The organism is Catenibacterium mitsuokai, from assembly GCF_025148785.1.
In the GTDB taxonomy this organism is placed as follows: domain Bacteria; phylum Bacillota_I; class Bacilli_A; order Erysipelotrichales; family Coprobacillaceae; genus Catenibacterium; species Catenibacterium mitsuoka.
Map to the genome: position 1 here is coordinate 1,879,656 of NZ_CP102271.1, position 20,675 is coordinate 1,900,330.

Here is a 20,675-nt window from a genome sequence, read left to right on the forward strand (position 1 = left end):
GGAATCCTTTATACCGTATGTATTATCAGATATTTTTAAATATATATTAAGTATTTATCTAAATTTAATTGATTATATTTGTTATTAATAGAACATCGGTAATATTTATGATGATGTTTGTGATATTTTTACAAGAGTTATTTTGATATTCAAACATCATGATTGTTTCTATTATAATACAATATGCGAAAATCGCAAATAAAATCATTAATTTTGCATTAAAGACAAATGAAAACAACAAAAATTATTGATTGAAATATGTATTCAACCAATACCTTGAATATTGAAATTTCATTTCTATACATAAAAACACATACAAGTGTATGTGTTCAAGTGATTATGTTCTATTTTGAAAGTAAAGTATCATTTCTAGATAGGAGATAGACGCAATATTGGTTCATGCTGATGCCTTCTTTTCTAGCATGCAAAGCAAGTGTTCTATGTAAAGTCTTAGGAATTCTCAATTTGAATTGTCCAGAATAATCTTCTATGCTATCTGGTTCATTAATCTCAATACCTTCTTCTAATGCTGCTTCAATCCATGCTTTCTTTGCATCCTTTGCATTATTCATAGCATCTTCTATTGTATCTCCACAAGTGATACAACCTGGAAGATCAGGATAAGAAACTACATATCCACCTTCTTCTTGATCTTCTACTATTTCTAAACGATAAGGTAAGGCCATATAATCATTGAGTGTTTTCATTATTCTTCTCCTCTTTTTCTACAATTAATCTTACCATTTCAACATATACTCTTTTTATTGGTTCATGTTTAGGTATTGTGATAGGCATACATCCTTTCTTCCTGAAAGTATAATGACTGCTTCCTCCTTTAGGATTATTCATTACATATCCATAACTCTCCAATACTTTTTTTAATTCAGAAAAACGTAACTCTTTTGATAAAGTACTAATCTTCAAAATCAGTTTATCCCATTTTGACATGTTTCATTTCTCCTGTTCTTATTATAATATGGTGTCGTATATGGTGTCAATCATATAATAAATCCACTCTATATACACTTATACTACAAAAAAGAGACAATATCTTACTTCTCAACTAAAGAAAGTATTTCTCATGGTTAAGTCTATCACAAAGAAATATCACATAGAGTTATCTATATCATAATAGGACCTATTTCTGATGCACCTTACTCTCAGAACACATCAAGTGAAATGAATCGTAATTAAGTCATTACTACTTATCTGAAGATGACTTCAATCAATTATTGATGAAAATACAGCATATCTAAGGACATTTATCAATTTCTGTCTGAGCAAAGAAATCATTCGCCTGAAAATCACATAAAGAAGTTATACGTTTGCCCAAAAGGTGGCAGAGTCATAGGTCCTGTCATTTCAGATACACGTATACAAAAGGCTGTACAATATATTATCCAGAATACAGAGGCAAAAACTCCTGACTATTAAGTCAGGAGCTTTTGCAACAATATATTTCTTTCTTTCCAAATCCATAAAGAATTAACTGCGTAATTATATGCACGATTTTTTGCTTCAATAATAGGAACTGTGCAATCTTCTTTATCACATCGAGACAGACAGTAGTCCCACCCATAATACGTCCCTACAACTTCAGTACAATCTTTCTTACTATATTGTTCATAAGGTGCAAATAATTCTTTGAATTTGTATTTACATACAGGTTGAAATGATAATAGTCTACAAAAGTAGACCAGCCTTCTAATACAGGGGTTCATTTCTTTTACTCTCTAAATTTCCCAATCAAATTCATCTATTTCTTTCTTAATATCCATTGAGATTGATGAATCATCTTTGAGTTCCTTCATAAGTTTTGCAAACATTTCTCTCTTCGGATTATTCACATCATTGAAACAGCGATGTACCATCCATATATTATGTGCTGTAGGATTCTTTCTTACTGAAAAAACTAATAACTCCTCATATCCGTGCTTATAGAATTGTTCTAGAAAATGAACTAGATCCCCGGGCATACCAAAATCAACCCTAGGATGAGTTCCTATAATTTCTAGAATAGGTTCCACAAGTTCAAAATGATCTGGATATTGGTTGATTGCATCAATCAAATCATCATCCATATAATATTCTTCATCTTCTTTAGTTGCATTCTGTAATCTAGTGATTATTTCTTCTTTTGTCATAGAGTCATTTCCTCACCTTTCTATACTCATAACATTCAGAATATGATATCTTTTTGATAATAGTATCAGCCAATGCTTCTGTTATATTATCCATTATTGCACATGGCAAATTATTGATTTTCTTATAGAGGACACCTGTTGAAATAGGTAATGCAAAAAGTTTCTTTGTTTCGGATAGAAACTTTAATTTATCATCTGGAACTTTCACAATATAGACTTTCCCATATTCTGAATCCTCCTCATCATCTTCCATTTCACAACCATTTTCTATCCATGATTTAAAATCAAACCATTCCTCTACATCAAAATTCCCTATCTCTGCTGCATCTAAAAAGCCACATAATATTGCTCCTTTTTCTGCCTTCATAATAAGTTCTCTATCGCCATTATCATTTCCAATGCTGATATATCCAGGCATATTAATAGAAAACTCATTACATTCATAACTTTCAATAATAGTAGAAGTATCATAAAGTACACACAAATTCATAACTATCCCATTCGCATATCTTAGAAATTCTTTATACACTTTAGGAATTGTTTCATTAATATGTTTTTCTACAGATTCTATATCTTCTTTTGTGGCTGGATCATTTTTCTGAATATAATCAATATTATTGTAGTTCATAATTTTACCTTCCTGATAGTTATTATTGCATATTCTACTCATTCTTCCAATGTATTTCCCATATTAAGAAATTATTCCAAGAATAGAGTCATATCCCCATTAATACAGCATTCGTCATGATATAAAAAAAGGGTCTTTAATTTTTGTGGGGGTCAGACCTTCGCTCTAAATATTTGGGGGTCTTGGAAACAGCACCTTTAAATCTGTGGGGGTCACCTAAGGCTCCCACTTTTTTAGGTATTTTTGTGTAATTAAAAACCTTTCGCTGTATCATTAATTTGCTCATATTAAATCAAAGCAAAAGGAGATCACAAATTGGATAATGATCTAAGGATTATTTTAGGGGATTATGAATCCTTTGTACAGTCTCATACGACTGAAATCAATGAAAAAGAAGTGATTTATTGTATCACACTTAAGAGAACCATTATCTCCTGTCCAGAATGCGGCAGTAGAATGAACATTAAGGACTATAGAAAATGTAAAGTCATACATAACATGATAAGAGGCAAGAACACTTCTCTAATACCAAAAAGAGAGAATCTTATAAGAAAAAGAATAAATAAAACATTTAAATAGGAGTAATATGAGCGCACTAAAGGGCAGTCATTTCTGACTGCCCTTTACAAGTGGAAACCCCCAATAATTTAAAGCGAGTTTTCTATTGACCCCCCTTAAAAATTAAAGGTTCTAAAAAAATCGTGTAAATCAATTTTGTTCACACGATTTTTTATATAGTTTCAAACAAACCTTTAATTAGATTTGCGGCAATAATGCGACTTGAAGTTTTTTTATTGAATCATCTTTAGAATTTTTTCTAAAAGTACCATAAATATCCCAATGATAGGGCTCTTCAAATGCAATAGCCTTTAATCCTGCTGGTGCTTCGTCTTCAAATTTTGGTGAAATCGCAATTCCTATTTTTTGTCTACATAAATGCATCAAGGTTCCGCCATCCATGGTTTTTGCTTTTATGTTTGGAGTAAACCCCTTTATTTTACAGGCTTTAATGAAATCATTATATATATGAAAACTCTCATTCATTATTATAATGTTTTCATCCCTCAACATATCTAGAGGGATTTTTTCCTTCTCATAATAAGGATGTCCTTCATATACATATAAAACAAGATTACATTGACATAATTTTACTTGTTCTAAATTAGGATAATCATGTAGTCCAACAACAATACCATACTCAATATCATAATTAAGAAGCTTATTTATGACTTCTTCATTACTGTACTCACTCCATTCTACATGAAGAGTTTTATTTGAGTTTGCAAAATCTAATATTGTCTTAAGTTGAATAGCCTTTAAGATACCACTTGCACAACCAATTCGTAAGCGATTTATTCCGTTATTAAGATTATTTATTTCAGTTTTAATATGAGCATCCTGCAAAACTAATTCTTTGCTCCAGTCATAAAATAATTTTGCACTATCTGTAGGAATAACACCATTTTGAGAGCGAACGAAAAAAGTGGTGTTATACTCGTGTTCAAGATTCTTGATGATTTTACCAAGACCTTGTGCAGAAATAAATAAATGTTCAGCTGCTCTATGCATACTATGCATTTCATATACTTTCTGAAAATATATAAAATTCTTTATATCACCCAATTCAAATCACCAGTCACCTTCATATCATTATTAAATATGGTTAGCTACTTCGAATGCATCCCAGATTGCATACATGATGTTGGATACCTTTTTTGCATCTCCAAGCAAATAAAGATCAGGAATATCAAATTGAAGATTATTATAAAGTGTATTCTCTTCTTTATATCCAACTGAAAGGATAACACTATCACTCATAATAGTCTTGCTACCTTCTTTAGTATCTACTTTTACTTCTCCATTCGCAAATTCTGTAACCTTTGCACCTGTGATAATTTCTACTCCATTAAATGGTAGCAATGCTTCCAACATTTCTTTATTCGCAGCACAAAGTGGACCATTTACAGCCATTACCTTATCTAATGCTTCAACAATTGTAACATGAATTCCATTCTGCGCCAACCACAAAGCAGTTTCACAACCTACAAGTCCACCACCTACAACAACAGTTTTCTTTCCAGCATCCTTCTGTTTCAATAAAACTTGTTCTGCTGTATAAGTATGTGAATCATCACCCAAAGAGAATACTTTTGGTTTAGATCCTGTCGCAAGAATCACAGTATCATAATCCATAGCTTTAATTTCTTCTTCATTAAGTTCCGTATTCAAATGAACATGTACACCTAAACGATTTAATTCATTTGTATACCAATCTGCTAATGCAATATCATCTTCTTTAAAATCAGGAGCTCCACCTGGAATTAAATTACCGCCAAGTCTGCTTCCTTTTTCATAAACTACTGGTTGATGTCCTCGGATAGCTAATACACGTGCAGCTTCACAGCCTGCTACACCACCACCTACAATCAACACTTTCTTTTTCTTTAAAATAGGCTCATATGCATTAACACGCTCTCTAGCTGCCTGTGGATTTACAGCACAATTAAGAAGAGAATATGAAGCAACTCTTCCCATACATCCTTCATGGCAAGAAATACATGGACGTATCTGTGTGATCTTACCACATCTTAATTTATTACAATAATCTGGATCTGCTAGTAGTGGTCTACCTAGATCAATAACATCACATTCACCATTTTCAATAGCTTCTAATGCCATGTCTGGATTATCCATACGGCCTGCACAGAATACTGGGATATCTACTACTTCTTTTACCATTTTGCAGTATTCTCTGTAAAGTCCTTTCTTTTGATACATAGGAGGATGATTCCACCACCAGGCATCATATGTTCCAACATCAGTATCCAACGCATCATAGCCATAGCTTTCAAGTAATTTAGCAGCTTTTAAGCCTTCTTCTGTGTCTCTGCCCTTTTCTTCAAAATCTTCTCCTGGTAATGCCCCAACACGCCAATCTTTTATCATACTTTTTACACTAAAACGAAGTGTAACAGGGAAATCATCACCACATGTTTTTTTAATTTCTTCTACTATTTCCTTTGCAAAACGAAGTCTGTTTTCAAGAGAACCTCCATATTCATCAGTTCTTTGGTTAAACATTGAAATCGCAAATTGGTCAATTAAATAACCTTCATGTACAGCATGAATCTGCACACCATCAAAACCTGCTCTTTTTGCATGGAAAGCAGCTTCACCAAACTGTTTTACAATAGCATGAATTTCATCTACAGTAATGGCACGACAAGTCTTATCTAACCAGCGATGTGGGATTGCAGATGGTGCAATGGGTGGAATATCACCTACATTTGTAGGAATAGTCACACGACCAAATCCTCCTGATAACTGTAAAAAGATTTTACTTCCATATGCATGAATTCGCTCTGTCATTTCTCTACTTGTTTTCACAAAGTTAACAGGCTTGTAAAGTGGATTAGGAACAGTTGAAGGGTCCTGTTTTTCCACAACTTGATCAAAAAATGTGACACCTGTAATAATAAGTCCAGTTCCACCCTTTGCTCTTTCTACATAATAATCAATGCCACGCTGGTTCCATCCGCCATTGGCATCTGCAAGACCTAAAGGTCCCATTGGAGCCATCGCAAATCGATTTTTAATAGTTATACTTCCAATTTTTATTGGACTAAATAATTTTGAATATTTCATAAAATTTGCATCCTTCCTTGTTATTTTATTCTCATGACTACATGATAACATATGTCTTTAGGACTTAATATCAATGAAACGTTTACAGTTATAAACAAATATTTTCTACATACTACTAAAGGTATCAACCTGTAAAAAAGTTGATACCTTTATAAGGTGTGGCATAAGCCACATATTTAATGAACAAACTTTTCATGATATTTTTATATGTTTTGTATCTGAAGCACATAGATTGTGTTAAACATAGAAAGGCAAAAACACATTTTGGCGGAAGTTCAATATCTAAATTTTCATGTGTGGAGTCGATAACCGCATTTTATTACGCATCAAACTCCAATATCGGATTTCATTTTTAAGGATACTTATTTTTCTATCTCCCAGTATTTATCATCTTACTCTAAATTAATCCAATATCTTTGTTCTACTTTGCCGTCCTCTTTTTGTTCATTTTCCAATATTCCACCGTTTTTTATAATAGATTTTGCAGAACCAATATTATCTTTATCACACACCATCAAAACTTTCTTGATTCCAAGCCTTTTGCATTCTTCTAAGGCAAGCCCAACCATTTGAGTAGCATATCCTTTTCTTCGTTCAGATGGTCTGATTCCATCGCCAATATGACCTCCGTGTGCCAAAAGATATTCATTTAAGTAATGCCTAATATTTACCGCACCAACAATTATGTTTCGCTCCTCATCTAAACAGAAAAATGTCGAGTCAGGAACCAATCCACTTTTAGGCTCGCTGGTTTCCAAATTACTCAAATAATAATCAAAATCATCATAGTTGTTTTTGAAAATAGCCCCTGGTGAACAATTCACTTCATGAGTATCGTTATATTCTTTCCATTCTTTGAGCATCTCAATGATTTGCTCCTTATATTCATAACTTCCTTTTATCAGTTTAATTTTCAACAGAATCACCCCTCCAATTTACATTTACTCAATAGGAAAATTATGTTATTTCATTTTATCCATAATTATACACAAACCAACATCATTGTAAAGCAAAAAGCTCTTAGCCATGAGTTTCATACCCACAGCTAAGGGCTTAGTTTATAATATGGATTCGTTCAGAGCCAAGCGAATGTTGCGAATACATGCGTTGAGTGCTTGCACTCATAAACATATATTTGCATATATTCATTTGGTGGATACGCCACAACGAAGAAATATTCAATATTTCCGAGTATGGCTCTGAACGCTTTGTTACACAACCGCCTGTCAATCATTCTCTAACCATAAAACCACTGGATTACAAGAATAATGGCTCTTATGCAACTGTTATCAATTTGTTATCAAAAGACTTTTGAAAGTGCCGCAAACCCGCATAAACACTGGTTTTTACGATACTACATGATCATTCGTAGCCAATTCCCTTCGTTTTTCGTAATTATCTCCCCGCAACTCCAAGTTTTTCTCCTATAAAAAACTCTCTCTTTTTCATTTTTAAAACAAGAAAAATAGCTAGAAAATAATATGCTTTTATTCACTAAAAGTGGCTTAAATACAAGGTTTTTGTTATGTGAAGTCATGTTTTTTACCAAACAAAAAGACCCTGCATTTTTCAACGCAAGGTCTCATTTCTTTTTTTATTCTATTTTATATCTTGATTAAGTTTCCTTTCCCCACGGGGCGATAGTTGCTAATCTCGTGGAAAAGAGGCTTGTGAATCATCACTACAACTTACTCGAACTCAATAGTCCCAGGTGGCTTAGATGTAATATCATACATTACTCTATTCACACCACGTACTTCATTGATGATTCTATTCATAGTCTTATTTAAGACTTCATAAGGGATTTCAGCTGCTTCTGCAGTCATGAAATCAACAGTATTAACAGCTCTTAATGCAACAGCATAGTCATAAGTTCTTTCATCACCCATAACACCTACTGACTGCATATTAGTTAATGCTGCAAAATACTGACCGATAGAACGATCTAATCCAGCATTCGCAATTTCTTCTCTATAAATCGCATCTGCATCCTGTACCATACGTACCTTTTCTGCAGTGACTTCACCAATGATTCTAATACCAAGACCTGGTCCTGGGAATGGCTGTCTGAATACTAAATATTCTGGAATACCAAGTTCAAGACCAACTTTTCTTACTTCATCCTTGAATAAGTCTCTTAATGGTTCAATGATTTCTTTGAAATCTACACAATCAGGTAATCCACCAACATTATGGTGAGACTTGATCACTGCAGATTCCCCTCCAAGACCGCTTTCTACAACGTCTGGATAAATAGTACCCTGTACTAAGAAATCAACGGCACCAATCTTCTTTGCTTCTTCTTCAAAGACTCTGATGAATTCTTCACCGATGATTTTTCTCTTGCTTTCAGGTTCAGTCACACCCTTAAGCTTAGAATAATATCTTTCCTGTGCATTGACTCTGATGAAGTTTAAGTCATAGCTGCCATCTTTACCAAATACAGCTTCAACTTCATCACCTTCGTTTTTACGAAGTAGACCATGATCTACAAATACACAAGTTAACTGATTTCCGATAGCCTTAGATAATAAGACTGCTGCAACAGAAGAGTCAACACCTCCTGATAAAGCACATAACACTTTACCATCGCCAACTTTTTCTCTGATTGCTTTAATAGATTCTTCTACGAAAGAATCCATCTTCCAATCACCAGAACATCCACACACATCGATTACGAAGTTTCTTAACATCTTCTTACCTTCTGCTGTATGTAATACTTCTGGATGGAACTGAATACCATAAAGGTTCTTTTCTCTGTTTTCACATGCTGCAACTGGGCATTCATCAGAATGTGCTACAGATTTGAAACCAGGAGCTAGAGCTGAAATATAGTCATTATGACTCATCCAGCATACTGTCTTTTCAGATACATTTGAGAATAATGGTGAAGTTGTATCAACAACGATTTCAGTCTTTCCATATTCTCTAGTAGGTGCAGCTTCTACATTACCACCTAATACATACTGCATTAGCTGAGCACCATAACATAAGCCAAGTACCGGAACACCACATTCGAAAAGTTCTTTTTCGCATGTTGCAGCTCCTTCTTCATAGCAGCTATTAGGACCACCTGTTAAGATGATTCCCTTAGGGTTGAGTTCTTTAATTTTCTGCATAGCAACCCTATATGAATAGATTTCACAATATACGTTGCTTTCACGAACTCTACGCGCTACGAGCTGATTGTATTGGCCACCAAAATCAATAACCAGTACTAATTCTCTCTTCATAAGTTCTCCTTTACTAATTATTTATTAAAATACTTCCTTAAGCACAATTGTCTGAGTACGATCAGGTCCAACTGAGAACATTATCACTGGGCAGTGAATAAGTTCTTCAATCTTCTTGATATAGTTCTGAGCATTGACAGGAAGTTCTTCAAATGAAGTGACATTTGTGATATCTTCCTTCCAGCCTGGTAATTCTACATAAACTGGTTCTACTCTTGCTAATTCTTCAATTGTAGAAGGTAAACCATGAATTTCTTTACCATCTAACATGTAAGCAGTACAAATCTTAATAGTATCTAAACCACTTAATACATCTAACAACATTAATGAACATCCAGTTAATGAAGCCATTCTTCTTGACTGGTTAACAACAACTGCATCGAACCATCCAATTCTTCTTGGTCTCTTAGTTACTGTACCAAATTCATGACCTGCATTTCTGATATAATCACCTAATTCACCTTCAATTTCAGTAGGGAAAGCACCAGAACCAACACGAGTAGTATAAGCCTTAATAACACCTACTACATCAGTTAAATAAAGAGGACCAATGCTTGCACCAGATGGTACACCATTAGCACCTGGGTGAGAACTTGTTACATATGGATAAGTACCATAATCAATATCAAGCATAGTACCCTGAGCACCTTCAAATAAGATCTTCTTCTTTGCCTGAAATGCTTCATCTAAAAAGATACCAGTATCACAAACCATAGGTTTGATTACTTTAGCATATTCCTTATATTCTTCAAAAATTTCTTCTGCAGTACACTGTAATCCAGGATACTGTTTCTTCTTGAATGCTAATGTTTCTTCAAGTCTCTTCTTAAATAATGGTTCATTAATGAATTCACCAATACGAATACCGATACGGTCATATTTATCTACATAAGTAGGTCCAATACCTTTCTTAGTTGTACCGATACTTGCAGCACCACGCATTTCTTCTTCTAATTCGTCAATTTCAATATGATAAGGTAAAGTGACATGTGCACGATCTGAGATGTGCATCTTATCAGTCTTGATACCTGCATCATTTAAATACTTCATTTCTTCAAGTAAAGCTTTAGGATTGATAACCATTCCGTTACCTAATACAACTTCACCCGTTGTAAAGATTCCGCTAGGAATAAGTCTTAAGGCAAATTTCTGGCCATTAAATTTAATAGTATGACCTGCATTATTACCTCCAGAATATCTCACTACTAGATCTGCCTGCTGTGCAAGATAATCTGTAACCTTTCCTTTTCCTTCGTCGCCCCACTGGCTTCCAACAACAACGACTCCTGCCATTTATGTTCATCCTTTCTTTCGTTAAAATACAACTATATTATAGAGGATAAAGAACATTATGTAAAACATAAAACTCTCGTTAAATCAATGAAATTATGTGAATAAGTGCTATAATCAAATCACACGAGGTGATTTGATGAAAAAACTAGCAGTTCTATTTCCTGGAATTGGTTATCATTGTGATAAACCACTCCTCTACTACTCTAAAAAATGTTTATCAGCCTATGGCTATGAGATCATCGAAGTGAACTATAAACACTTTCCTCATATGAAAGATAAAGATGAATTAATTAAGCAGGCTGAAGATATTGGTTATAAGCAAGCCGAAGAAATTCTTAAAGATATTCCATTTTCTACTTATGATGAAATCCTATTTGTATCAAAAAGTATTGGTACTGCCATTAGTGCACGTTTCAATGAAGAACATCATGTGAATGCGTATTCTATTTATTTTACACCACTTGTTGCAACTTTCAAGTATAGCTTAAATGGTATTGCCTTCCATGGTACAAATGACCCATGGGCCAAGACGAATCTCATTCAATGTGCATGTGATGAAGCACATATTCCACTTATTCTCTATCGTGATGCAAATCACTCATTAGAGTGTGGAGATGTGCTTGTTGATATTTCTAATCTTCATGACATCTTTCTTCATGTCATAGAAGCGATTCAAACAGTTTATCCACTATAGGGGTAAACTGTTTTTTAAATAACGATAAAGATAAAGCTGTAGTTTGCTTGTCAAACGATTCATTGAGAGATGATAATCCTTCAACATCCCATCTGTAAATCCTTTATCGTTATTCACATGGATAGTGACCTGATCACCTAAAGAGACATGCTCCACCTTAGAATAAATAACAAAGTCAGCATCCTCTTTTACATAAGGCTTAAACCATGTGGGGACATCTATATCCCCTATGAATTGAATAGGGACCATGATGTCTTTGAGGGCTTTTTCTATAGAACCTCCTGGAATCAGATAACCTTTTAATAGTGTTTCTATCTCATTCCTCATTGGGGTCATATGTTGATAAGCTTCTTCTTTTGTTTTGGCTTTAGTCGCTATGCGTACTCTCACATAGCCTTCTCCTGCATACATCGCAAGAGTGACATCTGTCTGTTTATATTGGGTTTCTGTCAGTTTTTCATCAATCATACTTTCCCCAATACCCATTACAAGATAATCTAATGTAAAGATCTGTTCCTGGCGATATTGTTCGAGATAGGGCTTTAAGGAATGTTCTACAACATAATTGAATTCCTTAGGTGGACCAGGAAGGTTAATGATCATTTTCTCGTCTTTGCTCATCACACAGCCATTGGCTGTTCCTACATCATTCTCTAATATATAAGCATTTTCTGGGAAATAAGCCTGTTTGAAGTTGTTGTCAGAAACAACATCGAGCCCTGTCACAAAGCGACATTTTTCATCCACCTTACGGGCTTCTTCTTCGTTATAGACAAGTTCTAGTCTCAGATATTCTGCTGAGAGTTCCTTAGTTAAATCATCCTGCGTTGGACCAAGTCCTGCAGTAGTGATGACACAATCTGCCCCTCTTTTAAACGCAATATCGAGACATTCTAATAAACGTTGTGGATTATCACCTACAGTCGTCTGGTGATAAATATCAAATCCCAATTCCTTACACATCTTAAAGAGTACCGGAGCTTCTGTGTTGATGATTTCACCAAGAAGAAGTTCAGTCCCTACATTAATCACTTCTACATTCATACCTCCAGATACATATCATTCCATTTTGCTTCTCCATGAGTAGAAGAAGAGACACCAAGATGCTTATAGCCAAAACTTTCATAAAAGCCTATCAAGTGATCTTTACAAGTAAGGAAGATTCCTTTTTTATTTCGCTCCTTTGCAAGAGTGATATAGCCATTCATAAGCGTATGTGCTAAGCCTTGATGCTGATAATTTGGATGTACATCTAGGCCAAAGACCGTCATATAATCACCCATAGGATCATGTAATGAGGCATCTTCATAGAATGCATCTGGTAAACCTTTAATATTCGATGTATTCCCATTAATAAAGCCAATAACATCTTTATCTTCTAATACAAGAAAGTTCTCTGAAAAGGCATTAAAGCGTTCTTTAAACTGCTCATAAGTCGCTGCTTCAGCTTTAGGAAAACAAAGAGACTCTATATGAGAGATAGCTTCTATATCACCTATAACTGCTTGTCTTAATATCATGACATGTTCTCCTCCTTTCAAAATATTTTTTGTATCTTATACAAAAAAGACTTGATAGTCAAGAGACTATCAAGCTTTTTACTGTCCATTTTCAAATTGTGAACGATAAAGTGTAGCATAGAAACCATTTTCTTTAAGTAATCCTTCATGATTACCGATTTCTACAATATCACCATCACGCATAACGATGATTGTATCAGCATCTCTAATAGTAGAAAGACGATGCGCAATAACAAATGATGTTCTATTCTTCATTAATTCATCCATCCCCTGCTGAATTAATACTTCTGTTCTTGTATCAACTGAAGATGTTGCTTCATCAAGAATCAAAATCTTAGGATCCTTTAAAAAGGCACGAGCAATAGTCAATAACTGCTTCTGACCTGCACTGATATTAGAAGATTCTTCATTGATCATAGTGTTATAGCCATCAGATAGTGTATGAATAAAGTGATCTACATGCGCACTCACGCACGCTTTTTTCACTTCTTCATCAGTGGCATCTAATCGACCATATTTCAAGTTATCCATGATAGTACCATTAAATAACCATGTATCCTGTAATACCATGCCAAATAATGAACGAAGATCACTACGTTTCATTTGAGTGATATCTTCACCATCAATCATGATAGAACCACCATTGAGTTCATAGAAACGCATCAACAATTTAATAATAGTTGTTTTACCTGCACCAGTCGGACCAACAATGGCCACCTTCTGACCAGCATGAACATGGAGTGAGAAGTCATTGATGATGATCTTATCTGGATTATATCCAAAATGTACATCTGCAAAAGTGACAGCACCCTTCATATTCTGTACTTCATCAGTTGTAAGAGTGGCTGAGTCTTCTGTAAGTTCTTCTTCCTCCAAGAATTCAAAGACACGTTCTGCCGCTGCACCTGTACTTTGTAATAAGTTAGCCGCCTGAGCAATCTGTGAAATTGGCTGGTTGAACTGTCTAACATACTGGATAAATGCCTGGATATCACCAATAGTGATTGTTTTAGAACCTGCTAGAATACCACCGATAATACAAACACCTACATAACCGATATTACCAATAAAGTTACTAATAGGCATCATGAGTGATCCAAAGAATTGTGATTTCCATGCAGATGTATAAAGTGATTCATTGTATTGCTCAAACTGCTCTACAGATTTTTCTTCACCATTGAACGCTTTGACTACCTGATGTCCACCATACATTTCTTCAATATGACCATTGACATCCCCAAGTGAGTTCTGCTGCTGAGTGAAGTATTTCTGTGAATGCTTCATGACTAAACGCATCAAGATCATTGAAACAGGTAATACTACAACTGCAATTAAAGTCATCTGCCAGCTGATTGTAAGCATCATTATAAAGATACCAACAAGAGTGACTACGTTAGAAATAAGTGTAGATAAAGACTGGTTAAGTGACTGAGCGATTGTATCAATATCGTTAGTGACACGAGAAAGAATATCACCACTTGTATGCTTATCAAAATAAGAAAGTGGTAAACGGTTCATCTTTTTAGAAATATCTTTTCTAAGTGAGAAGGCTGCATCCTGTGAAACACCAGAGATGATCCAACCCATAATATAGCTGAAGAGTGAACTTGCTGCATATAACACGACAAGAATCAATAAAATCTTGACGATATAATTAAAATCAATACCACCAGTATTGGCTACCTTCGCCATGATACCTTCTGATAATTTATCTGTTGCTTTCGCAAGAATTTTAGGACCTAGAATATTAAAGATAGTAGAACATATCGCAAATACCATAACAAAACAAATCTTTAAATGATATGGTTTTAAGTAGGCGAGTAACTTCTTTAATGTACCACCTAAATCCTTAGCTTTTTCATTATTACCACGGCCTCTGCCCATACCCATTGGAGCGCGACGATTTTTATTCATTGTCCAATTCCTCCTTTGATAACTGAGATAAGGCAATTTCCTGATAGACAGAACATGTTTTCATTAATTCTTCATGTGTGCCTTTTCCTACAATCTTACCTTCATCAAGTACGATGATCTGATCAGCATGCATAATAGATGCAATACGCTGTCCAACGATTAAGACAGTGTTATGTGTCTTTGCAGTCATTTCTCCTAGACGTTTTCTAAGTGTGGCATCAGTCTTGAAGTCAAGTGCTGAGAAGCTATCATCAAAGATAAGAATTTCAGCATTTTTCGCAAGTGCTCTTGCAATTGCGAGACGCTGTTTTTGTCCACCTGATACGTTTGTACCACCTTGTGCAATAGGTTCTTCAACGCCCAATGGTTTTGTTTCAATGAATTCTTTTGCCTGCGCAACATCAATCACTTCAGCCAATTCTTCATCAGATAAATCAGGAGCACCATATTTAATATTTGATTCAATTGTACCTGAGAATAATAATCCCTTCTGAGGTACAACACCAATACGGTCTCTTAAATCATGCATAGAAACATGTCTTACATCCACACCATCTACCATCACTTCACCTTCAGTGACATCATAGAAACGAGGAATAAGGTTAATAAGCGTTGATTTACCTGAACCTGTTGAACCAATAAAAGCTGTTGTTTGACCAGGACGGGCTGTAAAGTCAATATCAGTCAAGACTGGTTCATCAGCACCAGGATACTTAAATGATACATGTTTGAATTCTATTAAACCTTTCTTGTCTTCTTCAAATGGTGTGATCTGTTTTGGATTTTCAATTGTAGGTTCAGTATTTAATACTTCAGCCACACGGTTTGCCGCTACACTTGCACGAGGTAACATAACCGCAATCATTGCGACCATTAAGAAACTCATAACGATAATCATGGCATACTGTAAGAAGGCCATCATTTCACCAATCGCAATATTACCTAAATCAACCTGCTTCGCCCCAAAGTAGATAATAAGTAATGTCATACCCTGCATGATAAACATCATGATAGGCATTAATGAGACCATCACCCTATTAACAAATAAGTTTGTATGTGTTAAATCCTTGTTTGCCTGATCAAAACGTTTTTCAGATTCTTCTTCATTTCCAAATGCACGAATGACAAGAACACCTGAAAGGTTTTCTCTCATAGCTAAGTTTAACTTATCAATTAATTGCTGGATAATCTTGAATTTAGGCATAGCAATAGAGAAAGTGACACCAAGTACTCCAAAGATGATAATGACAACTAGGAAGATCATCCATGTCATGGATGGTGAGTTCTTGACAGCTTTCATAATACCACCAATACCATTGATTGGAGCAAGCATACACATTCTTACGATTATCACAAGAACCATCTGGATCTGAACAATATCATTTGTACTACGAGTAATTAAAGAGGCTGTAGAGAACTTATTGAATTCAGTATTAGAGAAGCTTTCAACCTTCTTAAATACAGCTAAACGTAAATCTCTTGCAACTGCTGCACCAAGTCTAGATGCTAAGAATGCAACACAGATAGAAGCCACAGCACCAAGTAAGGCAATAGCTAACATCTGCATACCTTTATGGGCAATATACTGGTTCTGCACTTTATTGACATCCGCGCCAAGCTTCTTATATTCCGCTTTAACACCTTCACCAGCTGCAATCTTCATTGTAGATTCACCCATAGTCTTCATCTGCTTATCGACGCTTTCAAACATCTTATTACGTTCTTCTTCACTCATTGAACCAATGAAATAATAAATATCTCCATTGTTTAAATGTGTTTCCATGGCATCAATCTGTGCTTTTGCATCATCTAGTTTCTTCTTAGATTCATCTAATTGAGGTTTTGCAGAAGCGACTTTTTCTTTAGCCTGATCAAGCTGTTTCTTGATTGTTGAAGACTGACTCTTCATTTGCGCCATCTGAGCTTCTGAGGCATTGAGTTTTTCATAACCAGCGACTGCCTGAGAAATACCAGCTAATTGAGCCTGAAGCTTTGTTTTTGTGTCCCCCTCAGGTAATGCATTGTATTGTGCAGTTAAAGTGTTCTGCATTTCTTTGGCTTTTTCATATGAACCAAACTGAGTGTTTAGTGCGTTTAATGCACTATCATACTGTTTAATAGCAGTCTGCATCTGTTCATACTGCTTCACACCCTGATTGTATTTAGCCATGCCAGCATTATACTGTTCTAAACCTTTATTATAGCCATCTAAGCCTTTTTGATAACCTTCCTTAGCAGAATTAATAGCTGAATCAATCTTTGTTTCAAATGATTTATACTGCTTTGTACCAGGTTTCATTTTATTCATAGAATAAACAATCAACATTGGCTTAGTTAATACTTTATTGAGTTTTTCTTCATCTACATCTTTCTTTAAGATATATAAAGTCTGATTTTTTGCTTTCTTGAATGTCTTATAATAAGATTTGTCCACATCCTTTACAGGAGTCTTCTTATAATAATTTTCTAATACTTTTTGATCTTTTGAAGAGACAAATAATAATAAATGATTATAAGTCTTTTCACTTAATACAGGAGATATAGCTGAATCGAAGCCTCCTGCCTGAATACCGCTCGATACGATATCAGACATATAATCAGGAAGTGTTAATTCAGTATAGGCCTGTCCAAATATACAAACGATGGCTAATACAAATAATAACCAATATTTCTTAAAATATTTCTTCAGCTTAAGCATCGTCTTCCTCCTTTAATTCTTCTTCCATATTCTTAATAATCATATCAATCATATGTAATACGGCATCATGATCTTCTTTTGTGAGTCCTCTGCTGCATACTTCTTCCATATGCCTCATCTTATCCTTACAGTTTTCTAAATACTCTTCACCCAATTTACTTAAACGCACTGTAGAATGACGTTTATCTTGAGGATTCTGTTCACGAATAATATAGCCTGCTTCTTCTAGACGCTTGATTCTTACTGAAAGTGTTGCATCAGAAATATGAAGACATTGTGCCACTTCTTTTTGAGAATGACCATGTTCTTTAATCACAAATAACAAGCGTGATTGATCGCCTGTTAAAGGCATATCCTTAAAGTTGCGCATCATATACTTTCCTACGACTTTTTTAAGTACTGCGACCTTATCTATCATCACTTTGACATTCTCCTGCATGTCCGTTGTGCACCTCCTTACTATTAGTTAGCATGCTAAATATTATAGTTAGGGTGCTAACTATTGTCAATAAAAAAAGAGTAGTATTTTTTACTACTCTCTAATCTGGCCATTTCCTTCAATTTTGTATTGATAAGAACACATTTCTTTTAAACCAAGTGGGCCTCTGGCATGAAGTTTCTGTGTGCTGATACCCAGTTCTGCTCCAAAGCCAAATTCTCCACCGTCTGAGAATCTTGTAGAAGCATTATGATACACACAGGCACTATCTAAGCTGTTCATAAATAATGCAGCTGTTTCATCGTTTTCAGTAATAATGGATTCTGAATGCTTTGTAGAATATGTATAAATATGATTAATTGCTTCTTCGACTGAGTTAACAACTCTAATATTCACAATATAGTCATCATATTCTGTTGCATAACTGTCATCTGTAACATGTTCACAGTGAATGATCTGACATGTTGCATCATCCCCTTTGATTTCTACTTTTTCAAAGGCTTTTTTAAGTTCAGGTAAGAACGTGTCTGCCACATCCTTATGTACAAGTATTGTTTCTATCGCATTACATACTGAAGGTCTTTGAATCTTTGCATTGACTGCAATAGTTAATGCTTTATTAAGGTCCGCATCCTTATCAACATAAAGATGGCAGATACCAGCGCCTGTTTCAATAACAGGTACTGTTGCATTCTTAACAACAAACTGAATGAGTCCAGCACCACCTCTAGGTACAATAACATCCACATATTCATTGGCATGGATCAGTTCTCCTACGATGGCGTGATCTAGTTCTGTAATCAATTCAATCGCCCCTTCTGGTAAGATATCCTTTGTAGCATCCTTCATGATTTCTACTAATTTCTTATTTGTATGAATGGCTTCTTTACCCCCTCTTAAAACACAGGCATTGCCTGATTTTAAGCAAAGAGAGGCAATATCTACAGTGACATTAGGACGGGCTTCATAGATAATTCCAAAGACGCCAATAGGCACTCTCACTTTAGAAATTTCTAGACCATTTGGTCTTGTCCAGGATTCCATCACTTCACCAATAGGATCAGGTAATGCGGCCACTTTCTTGACTCCATCACTCACTCCTATAATACGTTCATGAGTAAATAAGAGTCTATCCTGCATAGCCTTAGTCATATTGACTTCCTTGGCATGTGCCATATCTTTTTTATTGGCTTCTAATATTTCATCACTACGTGCAATTAATGCATCGGCAATTTTCTCTAGTGCCTGATTCTTTGTGCAAGTAGGCATATTCTTTAAAAGACGTGCAGCTGCTTTTGCACGCTTTAATTGTGTTTCTAATAATGTATTCATTATCTTTCCTCCAATACAACCATGTTATTCGCATGTACTACTTCATCATAGTCATGACGATGTAATATGTCATCTATTTCAGAAGACTGGTGTCCTTTAATCAGTCTGATTTCATCACTGGCATAATTGACAACACCCTTCGCAATTGTATTTAACGCTTCATCCTTGATATCAACAACCTGTCCCTCTAAGAATCTTCCTTCCACATCTTTAATACCTGTAGGTAAAAGGCTGACATGCTTGTCAACAATCGCTTTTCTACATCCTGCATCAACTATAATTGTTCCTCTTGGTTTAGTACGATAGGCAATCCAATGTCTTCTAGCATTCATATTTGTGCCAGAAGCACCATTGAACCAAGTCCCTTCATTATCTAAAGCATTTAATATACTGTTTTCTTTCTGTCCATTCACAATACACATATGACTACCTAATGCATTGACCATTTGAGCCGCTTTTAGTTTAGTCGCCATACCACCTGTACCTAGACCACTGACTGCATCTCCTGCATAGCTCAAAATTGTATCATCAATCTTATCTACATAGTGGATAAGCACAGCATCAGGATCAGTATGAGGATTGCCTGTATAAAGACCATCAATATCACTCACGAGAATTAATAGTTGGGCTTCTACTAAAGGAACAATAAGTGAAGCCAATGTATCATTGTCTCCTACCTTGATTTCATCTACTGCCAAAGCATCATTTTCATTAATAATAGGAACCACACCATAATTGAGTAGTGCATTGATTGTATGGTTTAAGTTCATTAAACGATGACGATCATCAAAGTCATCATGGTTTAATAAGATCTGAGAACATTTCATATTAAAGACCTGGAATATTTCTTCATAGATTTCCATTAGTCTTGCCTGCCCAATTGCAGCTAAAGCCTGTTTTTCCGGTAGTGTTTTCGGTTTACTGTCTAGTCCTAATGCGCCCATACCTGCTGCAATGGCTCCTGAAGAGACTAGAACAACGATATAGCCTTCTCTTTTAAGTTTGGCAATCTGCCATGTTAGCATCAATATTTTTTCTTTATTAATTTTTCCATCTTTGTCACAAAGTGAGCTTGAGCCTACCTTAATAACAATTTTCTTTACTTCTTCTATTCTACGTTTCATCGAAAACACTC

General features: G+C 35.1%; 18 protein-coding genes. 2 read left to right on the forward strand and 16 right to left on the reverse strand.

Annotation, left to right across the window (positions count from 1 at the left end; genetic code table 11):
- Window positions 1-344: 344 nt before the first annotated feature.
- The 4 genes from NQ499_RS09825 to NQ499_RS09840 form a co-directional block, all read right to left on the reverse strand.
- Window positions 345-707 (reverse strand): type II toxin-antitoxin system HicB family antitoxin, encoded by a 363-nt coding sequence (locus NQ499_RS09825; protein ID WP_006504272.1) that lies wholly within the window; start codon window positions 705-707, stop codon window positions 345-347.
- Window positions 691-948, reverse strand: a complete 258-nt coding sequence (locus tag NQ499_RS09830) for a hypothetical protein (protein WP_006504271.1) — start codon at window positions 946-948, stop codon at window positions 691-693. Before NQ499_RS09830 ends, NQ499_RS09825 begins: the two co-directional genes overlap by 17 nt.
- A 785-nt stretch (window positions 949-1,733) precedes the next feature.
- On the reverse strand, window positions 1,734-2,144 hold the full coding sequence (locus tag NQ499_RS09835) for a hypothetical protein (RefSeq protein WP_006504269.1): 411 nt from the start codon (window positions 2,142-2,144) through the stop codon (window positions 1,734-1,736).
- Between the two features lie 4 nt (window positions 2,145-2,148).
- Window positions 2,149-2,772: an SMI1/KNR4 family protein gene (locus NQ499_RS09840; RefSeq protein WP_040389519.1), complete on the reverse strand. Its 624-nt coding sequence runs from the start codon at window positions 2,770-2,772 to the stop codon at window positions 2,149-2,151.
- A gap of 315 nt (window positions 2,773-3,087) precedes the next feature.
- Between NQ499_RS09840 and NQ499_RS09845 the strand changes: the two genes are divergently transcribed.
- The gene (locus tag NQ499_RS09845; protein ID WP_006507153.1) at window positions 3,088-3,351 is read left to right on the forward strand and encodes a hypothetical protein; all 264 of its coding nucleotides are present in this window, start codon (window positions 3,088-3,090) and stop codon (window positions 3,349-3,351) included.
- A gap of 177 nt (window positions 3,352-3,528) precedes the next feature.
- Here NQ499_RS09845 and NQ499_RS09850 read toward each other — a convergent pair whose 3' ends face one another.
- The 5 genes from NQ499_RS09850 to NQ499_RS09870 all read right to left on the reverse strand — a co-directional run bounded on the left by NQ499_RS09850 (window position 3,529) and on the right by NQ499_RS09870 (window position 10,943).
- Entirely contained in the window at window positions 3,529-4,395 is an 867-nt protein-coding gene (locus NQ499_RS09850) for a LysR family transcriptional regulator (protein ID WP_006504922.1), read from the reverse strand.
- A 30-nt stretch (window positions 4,396-4,425) separates the two neighbouring features.
- Complete coding sequence (locus tag NQ499_RS09855; protein ID WP_040389671.1) at window positions 4,426-6,417, reverse strand: oxidoreductase; 1,992 nt, start codon at window positions 6,415-6,417, stop codon at window positions 4,426-4,428.
- Window positions 6,418-6,809: 392 nt separating this feature from the next.
- Window positions 6,810-7,343, reverse strand: a complete 534-nt coding sequence (locus NQ499_RS09860; RefSeq protein WP_006504920.1) for a GNAT family N-acetyltransferase — start codon at window positions 7,341-7,343, stop codon at window positions 6,810-6,812.
- A gap of 762 nt (window positions 7,344-8,105) precedes the next feature.
- Window positions 8,106-9,650, reverse strand: coding sequence for a glutamine-hydrolyzing GMP synthase (gene guaA, locus NQ499_RS09865; RefSeq protein WP_006504919.1), 1,545 nt, complete (start codon window positions 9,648-9,650; stop codon window positions 8,106-8,108).
- A 24-nt stretch (window positions 9,651-9,674) separates the two neighbouring features.
- Window positions 9,675-10,943, reverse strand: coding sequence for an adenylosuccinate synthase (locus tag NQ499_RS09870; protein WP_006504918.1), 1,269 nt, complete (start codon window positions 10,941-10,943; stop codon window positions 9,675-9,677).
- 136 nt (window positions 10,944-11,079) lie between these two features.
- On the opposite strand from NQ499_RS09870, the gene NQ499_RS09875 reads away from it, so the two are divergent.
- Window positions 11,080-11,637 carry a hypothetical protein gene (locus NQ499_RS09875; protein ID WP_006504917.1) on the forward strand — a complete coding sequence of 186 codons (558 nt, stop codon included), beginning with the start codon at window positions 11,080-11,082 and terminating at the stop codon, window positions 11,635-11,637.
- Here the strand turns inward: NQ499_RS09875 and NQ499_RS09880 are convergent.
- From NQ499_RS09880 to proB, 7 genes are all read right to left on the reverse strand, one after another.
- Entirely contained in the window at window positions 11,632-12,681 is a 1,050-nt protein-coding gene (locus NQ499_RS09880; protein ID WP_006504916.1) for a molybdopterin-binding protein, read from the reverse strand. The genes NQ499_RS09875 and NQ499_RS09880 overlap by 6 nt on opposite strands.
- Window positions 12,678-13,157 carry a GNAT family N-acetyltransferase gene (locus tag NQ499_RS09885; RefSeq protein ID WP_040389669.1) on the reverse strand — a complete coding sequence of 160 codons (480 nt, stop codon included), beginning with the start codon at window positions 13,155-13,157 and terminating at the stop codon, window positions 12,678-12,680. Before NQ499_RS09885 ends, NQ499_RS09880 begins: the two co-directional genes overlap by 4 nt.
- A gap of 78 nt (window positions 13,158-13,235) precedes the next feature.
- Complete coding sequence (locus tag NQ499_RS09890) at window positions 13,236-15,071, reverse strand: ABC transporter ATP-binding protein (RefSeq protein ID WP_006504914.1); 1,836 nt, start codon at window positions 15,069-15,071, stop codon at window positions 13,236-13,238.
- A complete protein-coding gene (locus NQ499_RS09895; protein WP_006504913.1) occupies window positions 15,064-17,769 on the reverse strand; it encodes an ATP-binding cassette domain-containing protein in 2,706 nt (901 codons plus the stop codon). Before NQ499_RS09895 ends, NQ499_RS09890 begins: the two co-directional genes overlap by 8 nt.
- Window positions 17,762-18,187, reverse strand: coding sequence for a MarR family winged helix-turn-helix transcriptional regulator (locus NQ499_RS09900; RefSeq protein ID WP_238319818.1), 426 nt, complete (start codon window positions 18,185-18,187; stop codon window positions 17,762-17,764). Before NQ499_RS09900 ends, NQ499_RS09895 begins: the two co-directional genes overlap by 8 nt.
- A 114-nt stretch (window positions 18,188-18,301) precedes the next feature.
- Window positions 18,302-19,540, reverse strand: coding sequence for a glutamate-5-semialdehyde dehydrogenase (locus tag NQ499_RS09905; RefSeq protein WP_006504911.1), 1,239 nt, complete (start codon window positions 19,538-19,540; stop codon window positions 18,302-18,304).
- Window positions 19,540-20,664, reverse strand: a complete 1,125-nt coding sequence (gene proB / locus NQ499_RS09910) for a glutamate 5-kinase (protein WP_006504910.1) — start codon at window positions 20,662-20,664, stop codon at window positions 19,540-19,542. Before proB ends, NQ499_RS09905 begins: the two co-directional genes overlap by 1 nt.
- Window positions 20,665-20,675: the final 11 nt, after the last annotated feature.